The sequence below is a fragment of the Massilia scottii genome (genome assembly GCF_030846495.1).
GTDB lineage: Bacteria > Pseudomonadota > Gammaproteobacteria > Burkholderiales > Burkholderiaceae_D > Telluria_A > Telluria_A violaceinigra.
In genome coordinates this window covers 109,150-126,782 of sequence record NZ_JAVCWM010000008.1, presented here as the reverse complement: position 1 = coordinate 126,782, position 17,633 = coordinate 109,150, and the positions used below count along the sequence as shown (strand labels likewise).

At 62.1% G+C, this 17,633-nt stretch carries 18 protein-coding genes and 1 tRNA gene; all 19 read left to right on the top strand.

Annotated elements, in window-relative coordinates; translation table 11 throughout:
• Positions 1-62: 62 nt before the first annotated feature.
• The 19 genes from RBA41_RS13330 to RBA41_RS13240 all read left to right on the top strand — a co-directional run bounded on the left by RBA41_RS13330 (position 63) and on the right by RBA41_RS13240 (position 17,625).
• Positions 63-854, top strand: a complete 792-nt coding sequence (locus RBA41_RS13330; RefSeq protein ID WP_306624427.1) for a GIN domain-containing protein — start codon at positions 63-65, stop codon at positions 852-854.
• A 79-nt stretch (positions 855-933) separates the two neighbouring features.
• Positions 934-1,557 carry a tetratricopeptide repeat protein gene (locus tag RBA41_RS13325; protein ID WP_306624426.1) on the top strand — a complete coding sequence of 208 codons (624 nt, stop codon included), beginning with the start codon at positions 934-936 and terminating at the stop codon, positions 1,555-1,557.
• A gap of 59 nt (positions 1,558-1,616) precedes the next feature.
• Complete coding sequence (locus RBA41_RS13320) at positions 1,617-2,597, top strand: NAD(P)H-quinone oxidoreductase (RefSeq protein WP_306624424.1); 981 nt, start codon at positions 1,617-1,619, stop codon at positions 2,595-2,597.
• 83 nt (positions 2,598-2,680) lie between these two features.
• Complete coding sequence (gene tpiA / locus RBA41_RS13315; RefSeq protein ID WP_306624423.1) at positions 2,681-3,427, top strand: triose-phosphate isomerase; 747 nt, start codon at positions 2,681-2,683, stop codon at positions 3,425-3,427.
• A 36-nt stretch (positions 3,428-3,463) separates the two neighbouring features.
• The gene (gene secG, locus RBA41_RS13310) at positions 3,464-3,946 is read left to right on the top strand and encodes a preprotein translocase subunit SecG (RefSeq protein ID WP_306624422.1); all 483 of its coding nucleotides are present in this window, start codon (positions 3,464-3,466) and stop codon (positions 3,944-3,946) included.
• Between the two features lie 166 nt (positions 3,947-4,112).
• Positions 4,113-4,199 (top strand) — tRNA-Leu (locus RBA41_RS13305).
• Between the two features lie 172 nt (positions 4,200-4,371).
• Positions 4,372-4,731, top strand: a complete 360-nt coding sequence (locus RBA41_RS13300; RefSeq protein ID WP_306624421.1) for an NADH-quinone oxidoreductase subunit A — start codon at positions 4,372-4,374, stop codon at positions 4,729-4,731.
• Between the two features lie 3 nt (positions 4,732-4,734).
• Complete coding sequence (locus RBA41_RS13295) at positions 4,735-5,211, top strand: NuoB/complex I 20 kDa subunit family protein (protein WP_054263649.1); 477 nt, start codon at positions 4,735-4,737, stop codon at positions 5,209-5,211.
• A 15-nt stretch (positions 5,212-5,226) separates the two neighbouring features.
• Entirely contained in the window at positions 5,227-5,841 is a 615-nt protein-coding gene (locus tag RBA41_RS13290; RefSeq protein WP_099876559.1) for an NADH-quinone oxidoreductase subunit C, read from the top strand.
• Positions 5,834-7,087, top strand: a complete 1,254-nt coding sequence (locus RBA41_RS13285) for an NADH-quinone oxidoreductase subunit D (RefSeq protein ID WP_099876561.1) — start codon at positions 5,834-5,836, stop codon at positions 7,085-7,087. The genes RBA41_RS13290 and RBA41_RS13285 overlap by 8 nt, the downstream gene beginning before the upstream one ends.
• A gap of 25 nt (positions 7,088-7,112) precedes the next feature.
• Positions 7,113-7,592: an NADH-quinone oxidoreductase subunit NuoE gene (gene nuoE / locus RBA41_RS13280; RefSeq protein WP_054263646.1), complete on the top strand. Its 480-nt coding sequence runs from the start codon at positions 7,113-7,115 to the stop codon at positions 7,590-7,592.
• The gene (gene nuoF / locus RBA41_RS13275) at positions 7,589-8,884 is read left to right on the top strand and encodes an NADH-quinone oxidoreductase subunit NuoF (protein ID WP_054263645.1); all 1,296 of its coding nucleotides are present in this window, start codon (positions 7,589-7,591) and stop codon (positions 8,882-8,884) included. The genes nuoE and nuoF overlap by 4 nt, the downstream gene beginning before the upstream one ends.
• A 15-nt stretch (positions 8,885-8,899) precedes the next feature.
• Positions 8,900-11,239, top strand: coding sequence for an NADH-quinone oxidoreductase subunit NuoG (gene nuoG / locus RBA41_RS13270; RefSeq protein WP_306624420.1), 2,340 nt, complete (start codon positions 8,900-8,902; stop codon positions 11,237-11,239).
• On the top strand, positions 11,239-12,330 hold the full coding sequence (gene nuoH / locus RBA41_RS13265; protein WP_306624419.1) for an NADH-quinone oxidoreductase subunit NuoH: 1,092 nt from the start codon (positions 11,239-11,241) through the stop codon (positions 12,328-12,330). The genes nuoG and nuoH overlap by 1 nt, the downstream gene beginning before the upstream one ends.
• Before the next feature lie 10 nt (positions 12,331-12,340).
• Entirely contained in the window at positions 12,341-12,829 is a 489-nt protein-coding gene (gene nuoI / locus RBA41_RS13260; RefSeq protein WP_054263642.1) for an NADH-quinone oxidoreductase subunit NuoI, read from the top strand.
• A gap of 70 nt (positions 12,830-12,899) precedes the next feature.
• Entirely contained in the window at positions 12,900-13,589 is a 690-nt protein-coding gene (locus RBA41_RS13255; protein ID WP_306624418.1) for an NADH-quinone oxidoreductase subunit J, read from the top strand.
• Entirely contained in the window at positions 13,586-13,894 is a 309-nt protein-coding gene (gene nuoK, locus RBA41_RS13250; protein ID WP_099876580.1) for an NADH-quinone oxidoreductase subunit NuoK, read from the top strand. The genes RBA41_RS13255 and nuoK overlap by 4 nt, the downstream gene beginning before the upstream one ends.
• A gap of 56 nt (positions 13,895-13,950) precedes the next feature.
• Complete coding sequence (nuoL, locus tag RBA41_RS13245; RefSeq protein ID WP_306624417.1) at positions 13,951-16,095, top strand: NADH-quinone oxidoreductase subunit L; 2,145 nt, start codon at positions 13,951-13,953, stop codon at positions 16,093-16,095.
• A gap of 24 nt (positions 16,096-16,119) precedes the next feature.
• Positions 16,120-17,625 (top strand): NADH-quinone oxidoreductase subunit M, encoded by a 1,506-nt coding sequence (locus RBA41_RS13240; protein ID WP_306624416.1) that lies wholly within the window; start codon positions 16,120-16,122, stop codon positions 17,623-17,625.
• Positions 17,626-17,633: the final 8 nt, after the last annotated feature.

The window sequence follows — 17,633 nt, the reverse complement described above, 5'->3', positions numbered from 1 at the left end:
TGCTGGTAGTGTATGTACCGGCCGGCCGGACCGGCATGAACAAGAAGATCTGGAGACGCGCAATGAATCAGTTTTTCCACACCGGAGCGCTGGCGGCAGCCTTGTGCACGCTGTTCGCCCCGGCCGGCCCGGCCAGCGCCGCCCCGGACGACAGTACGACCCGGATGACCGAGACGCGCGTGGTCGACGCCAGGGCGCAGCGGGTCAGGCTCGACGGCGCCATCGACCTGCGCCTGCGCCAGGGCGCCGTGCCCAGCCTGGTCATCACGGGCGAAAAGCGCCTGATGAACTCGATCACCACCGAGCAGGAGGGCGACACCCTGACCATCGGCAGCGAAGCGCGCGGCGTGCGCGCGCTCACGCGCGGCAATAGCGTGCGCGCCGAGCTGACCCTGCCGAGCCTGCGCGAAGTAGCGTCCGAAAGCATCGGCTGGACCGATGTCAGCGGGTTTTCGGGCGACGAGCTGGAGTTGTCGCTGGAAGGGGCCGGTTCGATGAAGGTCAATTGTACTTACCGTCTCGTCAGCGCCAGCCTGGGCGGGGTGGGCAGCATGAACCTGCAGGGCGTTATTGGCGAGGGGGTCGAGCTGACGCTGCGCGGGGCAGGGTATGCGACCCTCGGTGGGAGCGCCAGGTGGCTCAAGGCCAATCTGGGCGGGCTCGGCGGCCTCGACGCGCAGCACTTCCAGGTCGACAGCGTGACCCTCGACTTGAACGGGCTGGGCAATGCCTCGGTGATGGCGCGCCACAGCGCGAACCTGCGCCTGAGCGGGCTCGGTTCGGTGACGGTGTACGGCAAGCCGCCCAACCGCAGCGTCAGCGTCGATGGCCTCGGCAAAGTCAGCTGGAAATAAGCGTCATGTCTCTCACATGCGACGGACGACGACTGGATCAACAGGACGGGCAAGCCGGTCCTGGTGCGATACGCGAACCATGAAAAAACACCTCGTTGCGATGATCGTCGCATTCGGCCTGCACGCCAGCGCGCTGGCCGGTTTTACCGAAGGCGCCAACGCCTACAATGCGCGCGATTATGTGCGTGCGCTGAAAGAAGTCGCGCCGCTGGCCCGGGCCGGGCATATGGAGGCCCAGCATTTGCTCGGCCTCATGTATTACATGGGACGCGGGGTGGCGCGCGACTACAAGCAAGCCATGCTGTGGCACCGCAAGGCGGCCGAGCAGGGCAAGGCCGACGCGCAGTATGTGGTGGGGGCGATGTACTACACCGGCAATGCGGTGCCGCTCGATCACAAGGAAGCGATCGCGTGGTTCCGCAAGGCGGCCGAGCAGGGGCACGCGGAGGCGCAGCATGCGCTGGGGCTGATGTACCGGTATCACGCGGCGGGCATGCCGCAGGATAAGGTGCTCGCTTATATGTTGTGGAACCTGGCGGCGGCCAGCGGCAATGCGAATGCGACCGAGCATCGGGCGGCGATTGCCAAGCGCATGACGCAGGAGCAGATCGACGAGGCGCAGGCGCTCTCGCGCGCCTGGCGCCCGGGGACGCCGTTGCCGAGGCAGTCGCGCAGCGGGGGCGGGAACGACGGTGGGCGGTAACGACGGGCCACCCCCACTTCCCGTACAATCGCCTTTTGCTTCCAGCGAGCCCCCATCCCATGCGTGCCATCGAAATCAAGCAACCCGGCCCTGCCGATGTTCTGCAACTGTGCGAGCGTCCCGTCCCTGAACTGAAACCCGGCGAAGTGCTCATCCGCGTGCACGCGGCCGGCATCAACCGTCCCGACGTGCTGCAGCGCCTCGGCCACTACCCGGTTCCGCCGGGCGCGTCCGACCTGCCGGGCCTCGAAGTGGCCGGCGACATCGTCGACGGCGACCTGGCCGGCAGCGCCTTCCAAAAAGGCGACATGGTCTGCGCCCTGGTCCAGGGCGGCGGCTACGCCGAATTCTGCGCCGCGCCGCTCCAGCAATGCCTGCCCGTGCCCGCCGGCCTGAGCCCGCTGGAAGCGGCGTCCCTGCCTGAAAACTACTTCACGGTCTGGAGCAACGTTTTCGACCGCGCCAAACTGGCCGCCGGCGAAACCCTGCTGGTGCAGGGCGGTACCTCCGGCATCGGCGTGACCGCCATCCAGCTCGCCGCCGCTTTCGGCCTGCGCGTGTTCGCCACCGCCGGCAACGCCGACAAATGCCGCGCCACCGAGTCGCTCGGCGCCGAACGCGGCATCGATTACAAGACCGAAGACTTTGTCGCCGTGGTCAAGGCGCTCACCGGCAACAAGGGCGTCGACGTTATCCTCGACATGGTCGGCGGCGACTATCTCCCGCGCGAAATCGATTGCCTGGCCGACGATGGCCGCATCGCCCTGATCGCCCTGCTGGGCGGCGCCAAGGCCAATATCGACCTCGGCCAGGTGCTGCGGCGCCGCCTGACGATTTCCGGCTCGACCCTGCGCCCGCGCCCGGTCGCCTTCAAGGGCGCGATCGCGGCGAACCTGCGCGAACACGTCTGGCCGCTGTTTGAAGCGGGCAAGGTACGCCCCGTCATTTTCAAGACCTTCCCCCTGGAACAGGCTGCCCAGGCCCATGCGCTGATGGAGAGTTCCACCCATATCGGGAAGATCATGTTGCAAGTGGTGTGATCGGCTGGCAACTGCCCCCGGCCTTTGTTTGACCGACATCGGATCGGGGGTTAAAATAGCGGGTTAATTAAATCTGGGCTACTATGCGTCGCAAACTCGTCGTAGGAAATTGGAAAATGAACGGCAACCGTGCCGCGAATGCAAGCCTGTTGGCGGGCATTGTCGCGGGCGCGCATGGTTCGAACGCCTCTTGTGCGGTGTGCGCGCCGGCACCCTATCTGGCCCAGTGCCAGGATGCGTTGAGCGCCAGCCCGGTTGCCTGGGGCGCCCAGGATGTCTCCGCCCAGCCCGGCGGCGCCTTCACCGGCGAAGTCGCGGCAGCCATGCTGGCCGATTTTGCGTGCAAGTACGTCATCGTCGGTCACTCCGAGCGCCGTGCCTGCCATGGCGAAAGCAGCGAACTGGTGGCGAAAAAAGCCGTCGCCGTCCTCGACGCGGGCATGACCCCGATCGTGTGCGTCGGCGAAACGCTGGCCGAGCGCGAAGCCGGCCAGACCGCCGCCGTGGTGTCGAGCCAGCTCGGCGCCGTGCTCGACCTGGTGGGCGAGCGCGTGGCGCAGATCGTCGTTGCCTACGAACCTGTGTGGGCGATCGGCACCGGCAAGACGGCCACGCCGGCCATGGCCCAGGAAGTCCACGCCCAGCTGCGCGCGCAGCTGATGGCCAGGAATGCAGTAGCGGCCGAGACAGTGCAGATTTTGTACGGCGGCAGCATGAAGCCCGATAACGCCCTGGAATTGATGGCTCAGCCAGATATCGACGGCGGCTTGATCGGCGGGGCAGCGCTGAAGGCGGCAGATTTTCTTGCCATCCTTAATGCAGCCAATTGAAATATTATTGTTGTTAAACTTGGAATGGAATAAGCAATGAACACGTTGTTCAATCTGGTTGTAGTTGTACAGGTTATTTCCGCTCTGGCGATTATCGGTCTGGTCTTGCTGCAGCATGGCAAGGGCGCCGATATGGGGGCGGCTTTCGGTTCCGGCGCTTCCGGCAGTCTGTTCGGTGCCACCGGCTCCTCGAACTTCATGTCGAAATCGACCGGCGTGGCCGCCGCGGTGTTTTTCGGCGCCACCCTGGGCCTGGCGTTCTTTGCCACGAAAAACAAGGGCCAGGTCGGCGGCGGCGTGATGGATCGCGCGGCCGTGACGGCGCCGGCCCCAGTGACCGGTCCGGGCGCAATCCCGACCGCCGCACCGTCGCTCGCCGCACCTGCCGCTCCTTCGGCAGTGCCGAACGCGCCAGTCACCGGTGGCGCAGAGCCTGCCGCGCCAGCGACCGGCGGAGCGGTTCCGGCCGCACCAGCGGCAACTGGGCCGGAAGTACCTGCTAATCAGGTGCCAAAGTAAGCCAGTTCTGGTAGAATACTGCCCGCGCACAGAGTATTAGCGCAGGCAGCATGGCCGGGTATTGGCCAGTATCAAAAAGAAGTAAAGTTTTTCTGTTTTATCCTTGTTTTCGCGCAATTTTGCATTGAATACAGTGATGTAACAATGTTAGAATAGCGGACTCAATGCCGACGTGGTGAAATTGGTAGACACGCTATCTTGAGGGGGTAGTGGGCGAAAGCCTGTGCGAGTTCGAGTCTCGCCGTCGGCACCAAGAATATAAAAGCCAGCAAGGTTGCATAAGCGAACATGTTTATGCCTAAGCTGGCTTTTTTGCGAGGATCAGTCGTTCGGTCCTGGTGGCAAGGTTCAAGCCAGGTTCGTGCGGTAGGGCGCTGCGGCATGCAGTGTTTCATTAACCGATCGTTCAAGATAGGCTCCATCAAGTGAACCTCGATAATTACTTCCCCGTCCTGTTGTTCATCCTGGTTGGCATCGGTGTCGGTGTCGTCCCGCAGGTACTGGGATATCTGCTCTCTCCCCATAAGCCCGATTCCGCCAAGCTGTCGCCTTACGAGTGCGGCTTTGAAGCGTTTGAAGACGCGCGCATGAAGTTCGACGTCCGCTACTATCTGGTGGCAATCCTGTTTATTTTGTTCGATCTGGAAACGGCATTCTTCTTCCCATGGGGAGTTTCCATGCGTGAACTGGGCTGGGCCGGCTTCGTGACGATGATGGTCTTCATCGCCGAGTTTGTGGTCGGTTTTTGGTATATCTGGAAGAAAGGTGCCCTTGATTGGGAATAAGCCATGTCAATTGAAGGCGTATTAAACGAAGGTTTCATCACCACGACAGCAGACAAGCTGATCAACTGGGCGCGTACCGGGTCGATGTTCCCGATGACGTTCGGCCTGGCTTGCTGCGCCGTCGAAATGATGCACACGGGCGCGGCCCGCTACGACATGGACCGCTTCGGCGTCGTGTTCCGTCCCTCGCCGCGCCAGTCCGACGTGATGATCGTCGCCGGCACGCTGTGCAACAAGATGGCTCCCGCCCTGCGCAAGGTCTACGACCAGATGCCGGAACCGCGCTGGGTCATCTCGATGGGCTCGTGCGCCAACGGCGGCGGCTACTATCACTATTCGTACTCGGTGGTGCGCGGTTGCGACCGCATCGTGCCGGTCGATGTCTACGTGCCGGGCTGTCCGCCGACCGCTGAAGCGCTGCTGTACGGGATCCTGCAACTGCAGAACAAGATCAAGCGCACCAATACCATCGCACGTTAAGAAGCGGTTTCCACCATGACGACAAAACTCGAAGCCCTTGAACTCGCCCTGCGCACCGCACTGGGTGAGGGCGCCGCTATCAGCGTGGCGCTGGGCGAGGTGACCGTAGTGGTCAAGGCCGCCGGCTATATCGCCGCGATGCAGACCCTGCGCGACCATCCCGCGCTCAAATTTGAACAATTGCTCGACCTGTGCGGCGTGGATTACTCCACCTACGGCGAAGGCACCTGGGATGGCGCGCGCTTCGCGGCCGTCTCGCATCTGCTGTCGATCGAACACAACTGGCGCGTGCGCGTGCGCGTGTTCGCCGAGGACGACGACACGCCGGTACTGGCGTCGGTCGTCGAGCTGTGGCGTTCGGCCAACTGGTACGAGCGCGAAGCGTTCGACCTGTACGGCATCCTGTTCGAAGGCCACAACGACCTGCGCCGCATCCTGACCGACTACGGCTTCATCGGCCATCCGTTCCGCAAGGACTTCCCGATGTCCGGTTACGTCGAAATGCGTTACGACCCCGAACAGAAGCGCGTGATCTACCAAGCCGTGACGATCGAGCCGCGTGAAATCATTCCGCGCGTGATCCGCGAAGAAACCTACGGGATGAATCCTGGGAGCAAAAACCTTGGCTGAAATTAAGAACTACACCCTCAACTTCGGTCCGCAGCACCCGGCCGCGCACGGCGTGCTGCGCCTGGTGCTCGAGCTCGACGGCGAAGTGATCCAGCGCGCCGACCCGCACATCGGCCTGTTGCACCGCGCCACCGAAAAGCTGGCCGAAACCCGCACCTACCTGCAATCGGTGCCGTACATGGACCGTCTCGACTATGTGTCGATGATGAGCAACGAGCACGGCTATGTGATGGCGATCGAGAAGCTGCTCGGGATTGAGGTACCGGTGCGCGCCCAGTATATCCGCGTCATGTTCGACGAAATCACGCGCCTGCTGAACCACCTGATGTGGCTCGGCACGCACGCGCTCGACGTCGGCGCGATGGGTCCGTTCCTGTACGCGTTCCGCGACCGCGAAGACTTGTTCGACTGCTACGAAGCGGTCTCCGGCGCGCGCATGCACGCCGCCTACTACCGCCCGGGCGGCGTGTACCGCGACCTGCCGGACGCGATGCCGAAGCACAAGGCCTCGATCATCCGCAGCGCCAAGGCCATCGACGAACTGAACGAACACCGCCAGGGCTCGCTGCTCGACTTCCTCGACGACTTCTGCAAGCGTTTCGTCACCTATGTGGACGAGTACGAAACGCTCTTGACCGACAACCGTATCTGGAAGCAGCGTACGGTCGGCATCGGCGTGGTCAGCCCGGAAGCGGCCAAAGCCATGGGCTTTACCGGCGCCATGCTGCGCGGCTCGGGCGTGGAGTGGGATCTGCGCAAGAAGCAGCCGTACGCCGTGTACGACAAGATGGATTTCGACGTCCCGGTCGGCACCAATGGCGACTGCTACGACCGCTACCTGGTGCGCGTGGAAGAGATGCGCCAGTCGAACCGCATCATCAAGCAGGCGTCGGCCTGGCTGCGCGCCAACCCGGGCCCGGTCATGACCGACAACCACAAGGTCGCGCCGCCCAAGCGCACCGAGATGAAGTCGAACATGGAATCGCTGATTCACCACTTCAAGCTGTTTACCGAAGGCTTCCACGTGCCGCCGGGCGAGGCGTATGCCGCGGTCGAGCATCCGAAGGGCGAGTTCGGCATCTACATCGTGTCGGACGGCGCCAACAAGCCGTACCGCCTGAAGATCCGCACCCCGGACTATGCGCACTTGCAGAGCCTGGACGAAATGGCGCGCGGGCACATGCTCGCCGACGCCGTCACCATCATCGGCACCCAGGACATCGTATTCGGCAGTATCGACCGCTAAGCTGTCGACCATTTGAGGCACAACCATGTTGTTATCAGAGCAGTCATACAAAAAAATCGACCGTGAAGTCGCCAAGTATCCGCCCGACCATAAAGAGTCCGCGGTCATGGCGGCGCTCGCCATTGCGCAGGATGAAAAAGGCTGGCTCCCGCCGGAAGTGATGCAGGACGTGGCCGATTACCTCGGCATGCCCGCCATCGCCGTGCAGGAAGTGGCCACGTTCTACAATATGTACAACGTCAAGCCGGTCGGCAAGTACAAGATCACCGTGTGCACCAACCTGCCGTGCGCCCTGTCGGGCGGCGAGCACGCCGGTCACTATCTGCAGGAAAAACTCGGCATCGGCTACCGCGCCACCTCGGCCGACGGCCAGTTCACGCTGGTCGAAGGCGAGTGCATGGGCGCTTGCGCCGATGCGCCGGTGATGCTGGTCAATAACAAGCGCATGTGCAGCCTGATGTCGGATAGCAAGATCGACGCACTCGTCGAGGAACTCAAGAAATGACATCGCTCCATTCACGTCACATCGACCCGGTCATCCTGGCCGGCCTCGACGGCCAGAACTGGCACTTGCAGGATTACGTGAACCGCGGCGGCTATTCCGCGCTGCGCCGCATCCTGGAAGAGAAAATCACGCCGGAAGCGATCATCGCCGAACTGAAAGCCGGTTCCCTGCGCGGCCGCGGCGGCGCCGGTTTCCCGACCGGCCTGAAGTGGAGCTTCATGCCACGCCAGTTCCCGGGCCAGAAATACCTCGTCTGCAACACCGACGAAGGCGAGCCGGGCACGTTCAAGGACCGCGACATCATTCGCTACAATCCGCACGCGCTGATCGAAGGCATGGCCATCGGCGCCTACGCGATGGGCATCACGGTCGGCTACAACTACATCCACGGCGAAATCTGGGCCGAATACGCGCGCTTTGAAGACGCACTGGACGAGGCGCGTGCCGCCGGCTTCCTGGGCGACAAGATCATGGGCAGCGAATTCAACTTCCAGCTGCACGCCGCGCACGGCTACGGCGCCTACATCTGCGGCGAAGAAACTGCGCTGCTCGAGTCGCTCGAAGGCAAGAAGGGACAGCCGCGCTTCAAGCCGCCGTTCCCGGCCTCGTTCGGCCTGTACGGCAAGCCGACCACCATCAACAACACCGAAACCTTTGCCGCCGTGCCGTTCCTGCTGAACATGGGTGGCGAGAAGTACGCCGCCATCGGCAAGCCGAACAATGGCGGCAGCAAGATTTTCTCGATTTCGGGCGACGTCAACCTGCCGGGCAACTACGAAGTGCCGCTCGGCACGCCGTTCGCCAAGCTGCTGGAACTGGCTGGCGGCATGCGCGGCGGTAAAAAGATCAAGGCGGTCATTCCCGGCGGTTCGTCCGCCCCGGTGATCCGCGGCGACGTCATGATGAACACCGATCTCGACTACGATTCGATCGCCAAGGCCGGCTCGATGCTCGGTTCGGGCGCCGTGATCGTCATGGACGAGACGCGCTGCATGGTCAAGTCGCTGCTGCGCCTGTCGTATTTCTATTATGAAGAGTCTTGCGGCCAGTGCACGCCGTGCCGCGAAGGCACGGGCTGGATGTACCGCATGGTCCACCGCATCGAGCACGGCCAGGGCCGTCCCGACGACCTGGACATGCTCAACTCGATCGCCGACAACATCCAGGGCCGCACCATTTGCGCCCTCGGTGATGCGGCGGCGATGCCGGTACGCGCTTTCGTGAAGAACTTCCGCGAAGAATTTGAATATCACATCGAGCACAAGCACTGTCTGGTGCCCGCTTATATCTAAGGCCAGAGAACTCTCATGGTTGAAATTGAAATTGACGGTAAGAAGGTAGAAGTCCCACCGGGTAGCATGGTGATGGACGCGGCCAACAAGCTGGGCACCTACATTCCGCACTTCTGCTATCACAAGAAATTGTCGATCGCAGCGAACTGCCGCATGTGCCTGGTTGAAGTCGAGAAGGCACCGAAGCCTTTGCCGGCTTGCGCCACGCCGGTATCGGCGGGCATGATCGTGCGCTCGAACAGCGAGAAGGCGGTACAGGCACAGAAATCCGTGATGGAATTCCTGCTCATTAACCACCCGCTCGACTGCCCGATCTGCGACCAGGGCGGCGAATGCCAGTTGCAAGACCTGGCGGTCGGCTACGGCAAATCGAACTCGCGCTACGAAGAAGAAAAACGCGTGGTTCCGCCGAAAGATGCCGGCCCGCTGATCTCGATGCAGGAAATGACCCGTTGCATCCACTGCACCCGCTGCGTGCGTTTCGGCCAGGAAGTGGCCGGCGTCATGGAACTGGGCATGCTGGGCCGCGGCGAACACGCTGAAATCACTTCCTTCGTCGGCAAGACCGTCGATTCTGAAGTGTCGGGCAATATGATCGACCTGTGCCCGGTCGGCGCGCTGACCTCGAAGCCGTTCCGCTACAGCGCCCGTACCTGGGAACTGTCGCGCCGCAAATCGATCAGCCCGCACGATTCGCTCGGCACCAACCTGATCGTCCAGGTCAAGGGCGGCAAAGTCATGCGCGTCCTGCCGCTGGAAAACGATAGCATCAACGAATGCTGGATTTCGGACAAAGACCGTTTCTCGTACGAAGCGCTGGATAACCAGTCGCGTCTGACCAAGCCGATGATCAAGCAGGGCGGCCAGTGGGCCGAGACCGACTGGCAGACCGCGCTCGAATACGTGGCGCACGGCTTGCGCAACATCAAGCATGAGCATGGCGCCGACAGCATCGCCGCCGTCGCCACCGCGCATTCGACCGTCGAAGAGCTGCATTTGCTGCAAAAGGCGCTGCGCGGCATCGGTTCCGAGAATATCGACTTCCGCCTGCGCCAGAGCGACTTCGCGCTGGACGGCCAGGTCACCCCTTGGCTGGGCATGCCGATCGCCGACCTGTCGCTTGTCAAGCGCGCGCTCGTCATCGGTTCGTTCGTGCGCAAGGATCACCCGCTGGTCGCCACGCGCCTGCGCGCCGCGGTCAAGAGCGGCGCCAAGCTGTCGCTGGTGCACGCGTCGGATGACGAACTCCTGATCCCGACCGCCAACAAGATCATCGCCGCGCCGTCCGACTGGCTCGCTGCCTTGTCAGGCATCGTTGCCGCTGTTGCCGCCGCCAAGGGCGTCGCTGCCCCGGCCGGTTTCGAGAATATTGAAGCCACCGACGCTGCCAAGGCCATCGCCGCCAGCCTGAACACCGGCGACGAGAACCTGCCGGGCGTGGTCTTGATGGGCAACGCCGCCGCGCACCACCCGCAAGCGTCCGCGCTGCATGCGGCCGCGCAGTGGATCGCCGAACAGACCGGCGCCAAATTCGGCTACCTGACGGAAGCTGCCAACACGGTTGGTGGCTACCTCGTCGGCGCGACCGCCAGGAACGCCGCACCGGCCTTCTCGGTACCGAAAAAAGCCTACGTGCTGCTCAACGCCGAGCCCGAGCTCGATTGCGCCAACCCGCAGCAAGCGCGCGCCGCGCTCGACGCTGCCGAAATGGTCGTCGTCATGTCGGCCTTCCAGCATGGATTCGAGTACGCCGACGTGCTGCTGCCGATTTCGCCATTCAGCGAAACCTCGGGCACCTTCGTGAACTGCGAAGGCCGCGCGCAAAGCTTCAACGGCACCGTCAAGCCGCTCGGCGACACCCGTCCGGCATGGAAAGTGCTGCGCGTGCTGGGCAACCTGCTGGGCCTGTCCGGTTTTGAGTACGACACCTCCGAAGCGATCCGCGACGAGCTGTTCGGCAAAGGCGTGACCGACCTCTCGGCCAAGCTGAACAACACCGCCAAGGCCGCCCTGAAGTCCGCGACCTTCGGCACCAGTGCTGCCCTCGAGCGCGTGACCGACGTGCCGATCTATTTCGCCGACGCCATCGCGCGCCGTTCCGAGCCGCTGCTGCGCACCGCCGACGCCAACGCGCCGCTGGTCACCCTGCCGTCGGCCCTGGCCGACAAGCTCGGCGTGCAGGCTGGCGCCAAAGTGAAGGTGTCGCAGGGTTCCGGTTCGGCCATTTTGGTGGCGGGCATCGATGCCCGCCTGCCGGCGAACACCGTGCGTGTCGCCTCGGCGCACCCGGCTACCGCCACGCTCGGCGCGATGTTCGGTGCAATTACAGTTGAAAAAGCAGGGGAGGGGGTCTGATGGCTCTGCCTGAAATGATTGATGGCATCAACGCCTGGGGCGCGACCAACATCGGCTACGTCTGGCCGCTGATCTGGACCATGGCCAAGATCATGTGCGTCTTGCTGCCGCTGATGGGCCTGGTTGCCTACGCGACCCTGTGGGAACGCAAGCTGATCGGCTGGATCCAGATCCGCGTCGGTCCCAACCGCGTCGGCCCGATGGGGCTGCTGCAGCCGATCGCCGATGCGCTCAAGCTGCTCTTCAAAGAGATCGTGGTGCCGGCCAAGGCATCGAGCGGCCTGTTCGTGCTCGGTCCGATCATGACCATCATGCCGGCGCTGGCCGCCTGGGTGGTGGTGCCGTTCGGTCCCGGCATCGCCCTGGCCGACGTCAATGCCGGCCTGCTGCTGCTGATGGCGATCACCTCGATCGAGGTGTACGGCATCATCATCGCCGGCTGGGCGTCGAACTCGAAATACTCGTTCATGGGTGCGATGCGCGCCTCGGCCCAGATGATTTCGTACGAAATCCCCATCGGCTTCGTGCTGGTGGTGATCCTGATGGTCTCGGGCAGCTTGAACTTCTCCGACATCGTCGCCGGCCAGAACATGGGCTGGGGCGTGGCGCACGGCGTCTCCATGCTGTCGTGGAACGTGTGGCCGCTGCTGCCGCTGTTCGTGGTCTACCTGACCTCGGGTCTGGCCGAATGCAACCGTTCCCCGTTCGACGTGGTCGAGGGCGAATCGGAAATCGTGGCCGGCCACATGGTCGAGTACTCGGGCATGTCCTACGCCATGTTCATGCTGGCCGAATACGCCAACATGATCCTGATCGGCACCCTGGCAGCGATCATGTTCCTGGGCGGCTGGCACGCGCCGTTCGCCTTCTTGGAAGTTGGCGGCGTGCTGGGCGGCTTCCTCGGCTTCTTCTGGCTGTTCGCCAAGGCCTTTGTGATTGTCTCGCTGTTCATCTGGGTTCGCGGCACCTTCCCGCGCTACCGCTATGACCAGATCATGCGCCTCGGCTGGAAGATTTTCATTCCGATTTGCCTGTTCTGGCTGGTCCTGGTCGCAGGCTGGATGCAGACATCCTGGAATATTTGGAAGTAAGGAAGAGATAATGGAACGAGTGAAAGACTTTTTCAGCAGCATGCTGCTGACCGAACTGATCAAGGGATTGGCGCTGACCGGACGCTATGCGTTCTCGCGCAAGATCACCGTGCAGTATCCGGAAGAGAAGACCCCGATGTCGCCGCGTTTCCGCGGCCTGCATGCGCTGCGCCGCTACCCCAACGGGGAAGAGCGCTGCATCGCCTGCAAGCTGTGCGAAGCGGTGTGCCCGGCCATGGCGATCACGATCGAATCGGAACAGCGCGACGACGGTTCGCGCCGCACCACGCGTTACGACATCGACCTGACCAAGTGCATTTTCTGCGGCTTTTGCGAAGAATCCTGCCCGGTCGACTCGATCGTCGAGACGCACGTGCTGGAATACCACGGCGAAAAACGCGGCGATCTGTACTATACGAAAGAGATGTTGCTCGCTGTCGGCGACCGCTACGAGGATGACATTGCCGCCGCGCGCGCAGCCGATGCTCCTTACCGCTAAGTCGTTCAGCAAATGCTGTATTTAGCACACGCTGTATTAGCCATTTATCTGCAAGTCCTCTGGGTTAGTTATGGAATTTAAAACTGTGTTGTTCTACGTGTTCTCGGCGATTATGATCCTCGCCGCGACCCGCGTTATCACTGCCCGCAATCCGGTCCACGCGGCGCTGTTCCTGGTGCTGGCGTTCTTCAATGCGGCCGGCATCTGGATGCTGCTCAAGGCCGAGTTCCTGGCCATCGTGCTGGTGCTCGTGTATGTCGGCGCGGTGATGGTGCTGTTCCTGTTCGTGGTCATGATGCTCGATATCAATATGGACCGCATGCGGGAGGGCTTCTGGTCCTACCTGCCGCTGGCCACCGGCATCGGCGCGCTCATCGTGCTGGAAATGGCGGCGGTGCTGTGGCGCGGTTTCATGAAGTTCGAGCAGGAGGCCGAAACGGTCGGCGCGAACATCGGCGGCACCAAGGAATTGGGCTTGCTGATCTACACCAAGTACATCCTCGGCTTCGAGATCGCCGCGGCGATCCTGCTGGTGGCCATCGTTGCCGCCGTCGCGCTGACCCTGCGCCGCCGCAAGGACACCAAGGCCTTCAACCCGGGCGATGCCGTGCGCGTCAAGCGCAACGACCGCCTGCGCATCGTGAAGATGGCCACGGTCGACCAGCCCGCCATCGACGCGGCATCGAAGGCGGCCGCGCTGGCCGCCGCCGAAGCCCAGGCCGACGCTGCGGCACCGGCTGCCCCCAAGGAGACAAAATGACCTTATCGCTCGCACACTACCTGGTCCTGGGCGCGATCCTGTTCGCGATCTCGATCGTCGGGATCTTCCTGAACCGCAAAAACGTCATCGTCCTGCTGATGGCGATTGAATTGATGCTGCTGGCCGTGAATTTGAACTTCATCGCGTTTTCCCACTACCTGGGCGACGCGGCGGGGCAGATCTTCGTCTTCTTCATCCTGACCGTGGCCGCCGCCGAATCGGCAATCGGCCTCGCGATTCTGGTGGTCATGTTCCGTAACCTGGACACGATCAATGTGGAAGACCTCGATACCCTCAAAGGCTAATCCGGTCCGTTTGGCGCTTACATTCATACTCGAATACATAACGATTAAGGTTCAACATGGCGGGGCAACTTCTTAACCCTAACGTCCTTCTTGCCGTACCACTGGCGCCGCTGGCTGGTGCTGTGATTGCGGGCTTGTTCGGAACAAAATTCTTCGGTAACCTGGTCGGCCGTAAAACGTCGCATACCGTCACGATTTTGGGCGTGCTGATCGCGCTGGTCCTGTCGGTGCAGACCTTGATGGCCGTGCTCGACGGCGCCAGCTTCAACGGCACCATCTATAACTGGATGACCGTCGGCACGCTGAAAATGGAAGTCGGCTTCCAGATCGATGCGCTGTCGGCGATGATGATGTGCGTGGTCACCTTCGTGTCGCTCATGGTGCACATCTACACCATCGGCTACATGGCCGAAGACGAAGGCTACAACCGCTTCTTCGCGTACATTTCGCTGTTCACGTTCTCGATGCTGATGCTGGTCATGGCCAACAACTTCCTGCAGCTGTTCTTCGGCTGGGAAGCGGTGGGCCTGGTCTCCTATCTGTTGATCGGTTTCTGGTACACCCGCCCGACCGCGATCTTTGCGAACATGAAAGCGTTCCTGGTCAACCGCGTCGGCGATTTCGGCTTCATCCTGGGTATTGGACTGCTGCTGGCGTACGCAGGTTCCATGAATTACACCGAAGTGTTCGCCAAAAAAGAAGCGCTGGCCCTGATGACCTTGCCCGGTTCGGACTGGATGCTGCTCACGGTTGCCTGCATCTGCCTGTTCATCGGCGCGATGGGCAAATCGGCCCAGTTCCCGCTGCACGTCTGGCTGCCCGATTCGATGGAAGGCCCGACCCCGATCTCGGCACTGATCCACGCCGCGACCATGGTGACCGCCGGTATCTTCATGGTGGCGCGCATGTCGCCGCTGTTCGAACTGTCCGACACGGCGCTGTCGTTCGTGCTGGTGATCGGTTCGATCACGGCGCTGTTCATGGGCTTTTTGGGCATCATCCAGAACGACATCAAGCGCGTGGTCGCTTACTCGACCCTGTCGCAGCTCGGCTACATGACGGTGGCACTCGGTTCGTCCGCCTACTCGGTCGCCGTGTTCCACCTGATGACCCACGCGTTCTTCAAAGCGCTGCTGTTCCTCGGCGCCGGCTCGGTCATCATCGGCATGCACCACGACCAGGACATCCGCAACATGGGCGGCCTGCGCAAGTACATGCCGATCACCTGGATCACCGCGCTGCTCGGCTCCCTGGCGCTGATCGGTACCCCGTTCTTCTCCGGTTTCTACTCGAAGGACAGCATCATCGAAGCGGTGCACGCGACCCATATCTGGGGCGCTGGCTTTGCCAACTTCGCTGTGCTGGCCGGCGTGTTCGTCACGGCGTTCTACTCCTTCCGCATGTACTTCCTGGTATTCCACGGCGAAGAGCGTTTCGGCAAGGCGCATGGGCATGACCATCATGCGCACGACGCAAAGCACGATGCCAAGCAAGCCAAGAAGAACGCCAAGAAGAACGCTGCGAAGCACGACGCCAAGCACGCCGATGCGCACGCGCACGACGCCGACGCGCATCACGAAGAGGCCGCGCACGCGCACCACGGCCTGGCCCCGGGCCAGAAGCCGCACGAGTCGCCGCTGGTGGTGACCCTGCCGCTGATCCTGCTGGCCATTCCATCGGTGATCATCGGATTCCTGACCATCGAGCCTATGCTGTTCGGTAAATTCTTCGAGGGTGTGATCACCGTCGGCGACAACCACGGCGCCATGAAGGCACTGGCCGAAGGCTTCCATGGCCCGGTCGGCATGGTCATCCACGGCCTGCAAACCGCGCCGTTCTGGCTGGCCCTGTCCGGCGTGGCCGCGGCTTACTACTGCTACATGGTCAATCCGCGTGTACCGGCCTGGTTCTTTGCCAAATTCACGGCCATCCATACGCTGCTGGACAACAAGTACTACATGGACAAGTTCAACGACGTGGTGTTCGCCGGTGGCGCGCGCCTGCTTGGCAACGGCCTGTGGAATATCGGCGACAAGGGCCTGATCGATGGCCTGGTCGTCAACGGAAGCGCGAAAGTGGTTGGCTGGTTCTCGTCCATCGTCCGTCTCGGACAGACCGGCTATATCTACCATTACGCGTTCGTGATGATCATCGGCGTGCTTGGCGCACTGATGTACTTCCTCCCGTTCTGGCACGCTTAATCAGACACGCAAAGACAACAAAACATGATGCAGTCTACGATTTCTAACTTCCCTCCGTATCTGAGCCTGGCGATCTGGCTCCCGATCGTCCTTGGCGCGGCCATTCTTGCGATAGGCCGCGACGACAAGCCGGGCATGACCCGGTGGATGGCGCTGATCGCCTCCATCGCCAGCTTCCTGGTGACCTTGCCGCTGATCCAGCACTTCGACAACGCCGCCCACGGCATGCAGTTCGTCGAAAGCACGCCGTGGATCGGCCGCTTCAACATCATGTACTCGCTGGCGATCGACGGCCTGTCGCTGTGGTTCGTGCCGCTGACGGCCTTCATCACCGTGATCGTCGTGATCTCGGCCTGGGAAGTGATCGAAAAGCGCGTGGCCCAGTACATGGGTTCCTTCCTGATCCTGTCGGGCCTGATGATCGGCGTGTTCTGCGCCATGGACGGCTTGCTGTTCTACTTCTTCTTCGAAGCGACCCTGATCCCGATGTTCATCATCATCGGCGTGTTCGGTGGCGAGAACCGCGTGTACGCGTCGTTCAAGTTCTTCCTGTACACCTTCCTCGGTTCGCTGCTCACGCTGGTCGCCATCATCTACCTGTACAACGTCTCGGGCGGCAGCTTCGACATCCTGACGTGGCACAAACTGCCGCTGACGATGAAAGAGCAGATCTTCATCTTCCTGGCCTTCCTGATGGCGTTTGCCGTCAAGGTGCCGATGTTCCCGGTCCACACCTGGCTGCCGGACGTCCACGTCGAAGCGCCAACGGGCGGTTCGGCCGTGCTGGCCGCGATCATGCTGAAACTGGGCGCCTACGGCTTCCTGCGTTTCTCGCTGCCGATCACCCCTGACGCATCGCACTACATGGGCAGCTTCATCATCACCCTGTCGCTGATCGCCGTGATCTACATCGGCCTCGTGGCGCTGGTCCAGAAAGACATGAAAAAACTGGTCGCCTATTCGTCGATCGCGCACATGGGTTTCGTGACCCTGGGCTTTTTCATGTTCAACCAGATGTCGGTTTCGGGCGGCATCGTGCAAATGATCTCGCACGGCTTCATCTCGGGCGCCATGTTCCTGTGTATCGGCGTGCTGTACGACCGCATGCACTCGCGCCAGATCGCCGACTACGGAGGGGTGGTCAACCGCATGCCGAAGTTCGCCGCCTTTATCGTGCTGTTCTCGATGGCCAACTGCGGCCTGCCGGCGACCTCCGGTTTCGTGGGCGAGTTCATGGTCATCCTGGGCGCCGTCGAATTCAATTTCTGGATCGGCATGCTGGCGGCGACCGCCCTGATCTTCGGCGCGGCTTACTCGCTGTGGATGGTCAAGCGCGTTGTCTTCGGCGCTGTCGCCAACAAGCACGTCGCCGAACTGACGGACCTGAACACGCGTGAATTCGTCATGCTCGGCATCCTGGCCATCGCCGTGATCGCCATGGGCCTGTACCCGGCGCCGTTCACCGACACGATGCAAACCTCGGTCGCGGACCTGCTCCAGCATGTCTCCGTGTCGAAACTGCCGCAATAAAGAAGACT

Coding starts and splice junctions, on each gene's coding strand:
- RBA41_RS13330 (WP_306624427.1), top strand. CDS start 63: ATGAATCAGTTTTTCCACACCGGAGCGCTGGCGGCAGCCTTGTGCACG.
- RBA41_RS13325 (WP_306624426.1), top strand. CDS start 934: ATGAAAAAACACCTCGTTGCGATGATCGTCGCATTCGGCCTGCACGCC.
- RBA41_RS13320 (WP_306624424.1), top strand. CDS start 1,617: ATGCGTGCCATCGAAATCAAGCAACCCGGCCCTGCCGATGTTCTGCAA.
- tpiA (WP_306624423.1), top strand. CDS start 2,681: ATGCGTCGCAAACTCGTCGTAGGAAATTGGAAAATGAACGGCAACCGT.
- secG (WP_306624422.1), top strand. CDS start 3,464: ATGAACACGTTGTTCAATCTGGTTGTAGTTGTACAGGTTATTTCCGCT.
- RBA41_RS13295 (WP_054263649.1), top strand. CDS start 4,735: ATGTCAATTGAAGGCGTATTAAACGAAGGTTTCATCACCACGACAGCA.
- RBA41_RS13290 (WP_099876559.1), top strand. CDS start 5,227: ATGACGACAAAACTCGAAGCCCTTGAACTCGCCCTGCGCACCGCACTG.
- nuoE (WP_054263646.1), top strand. CDS start 7,113: ATGTTGTTATCAGAGCAGTCATACAAAAAAATCGACCGTGAAGTCGCC.
- nuoF (WP_054263645.1), top strand. CDS start 7,589: ATGACATCGCTCCATTCACGTCACATCGACCCGGTCATCCTGGCCGGC.
- nuoG (WP_306624420.1), top strand. CDS start 8,900: ATGGTTGAAATTGAAATTGACGGTAAGAAGGTAGAAGTCCCACCGGGT.
- nuoH (WP_306624419.1), top strand. CDS start 11,239: ATGGCTCTGCCTGAAATGATTGATGGCATCAACGCCTGGGGCGCGACC.
- nuoI (WP_054263642.1), top strand. CDS start 12,341: ATGGAACGAGTGAAAGACTTTTTCAGCAGCATGCTGCTGACCGAACTG.
- RBA41_RS13255 (WP_306624418.1), top strand. CDS start 12,900: ATGGAATTTAAAACTGTGTTGTTCTACGTGTTCTCGGCGATTATGATC.
- nuoK (WP_099876580.1), top strand. CDS start 13,586: ATGACCTTATCGCTCGCACACTACCTGGTCCTGGGCGCGATCCTGTTC.
- nuoL (WP_306624417.1), top strand. CDS start 13,951: ATGGCGGGGCAACTTCTTAACCCTAACGTCCTTCTTGCCGTACCACTG.
- RBA41_RS13240 (WP_306624416.1), top strand. CDS start 16,120: ATGATGCAGTCTACGATTTCTAACTTCCCTCCGTATCTGAGCCTGGCG.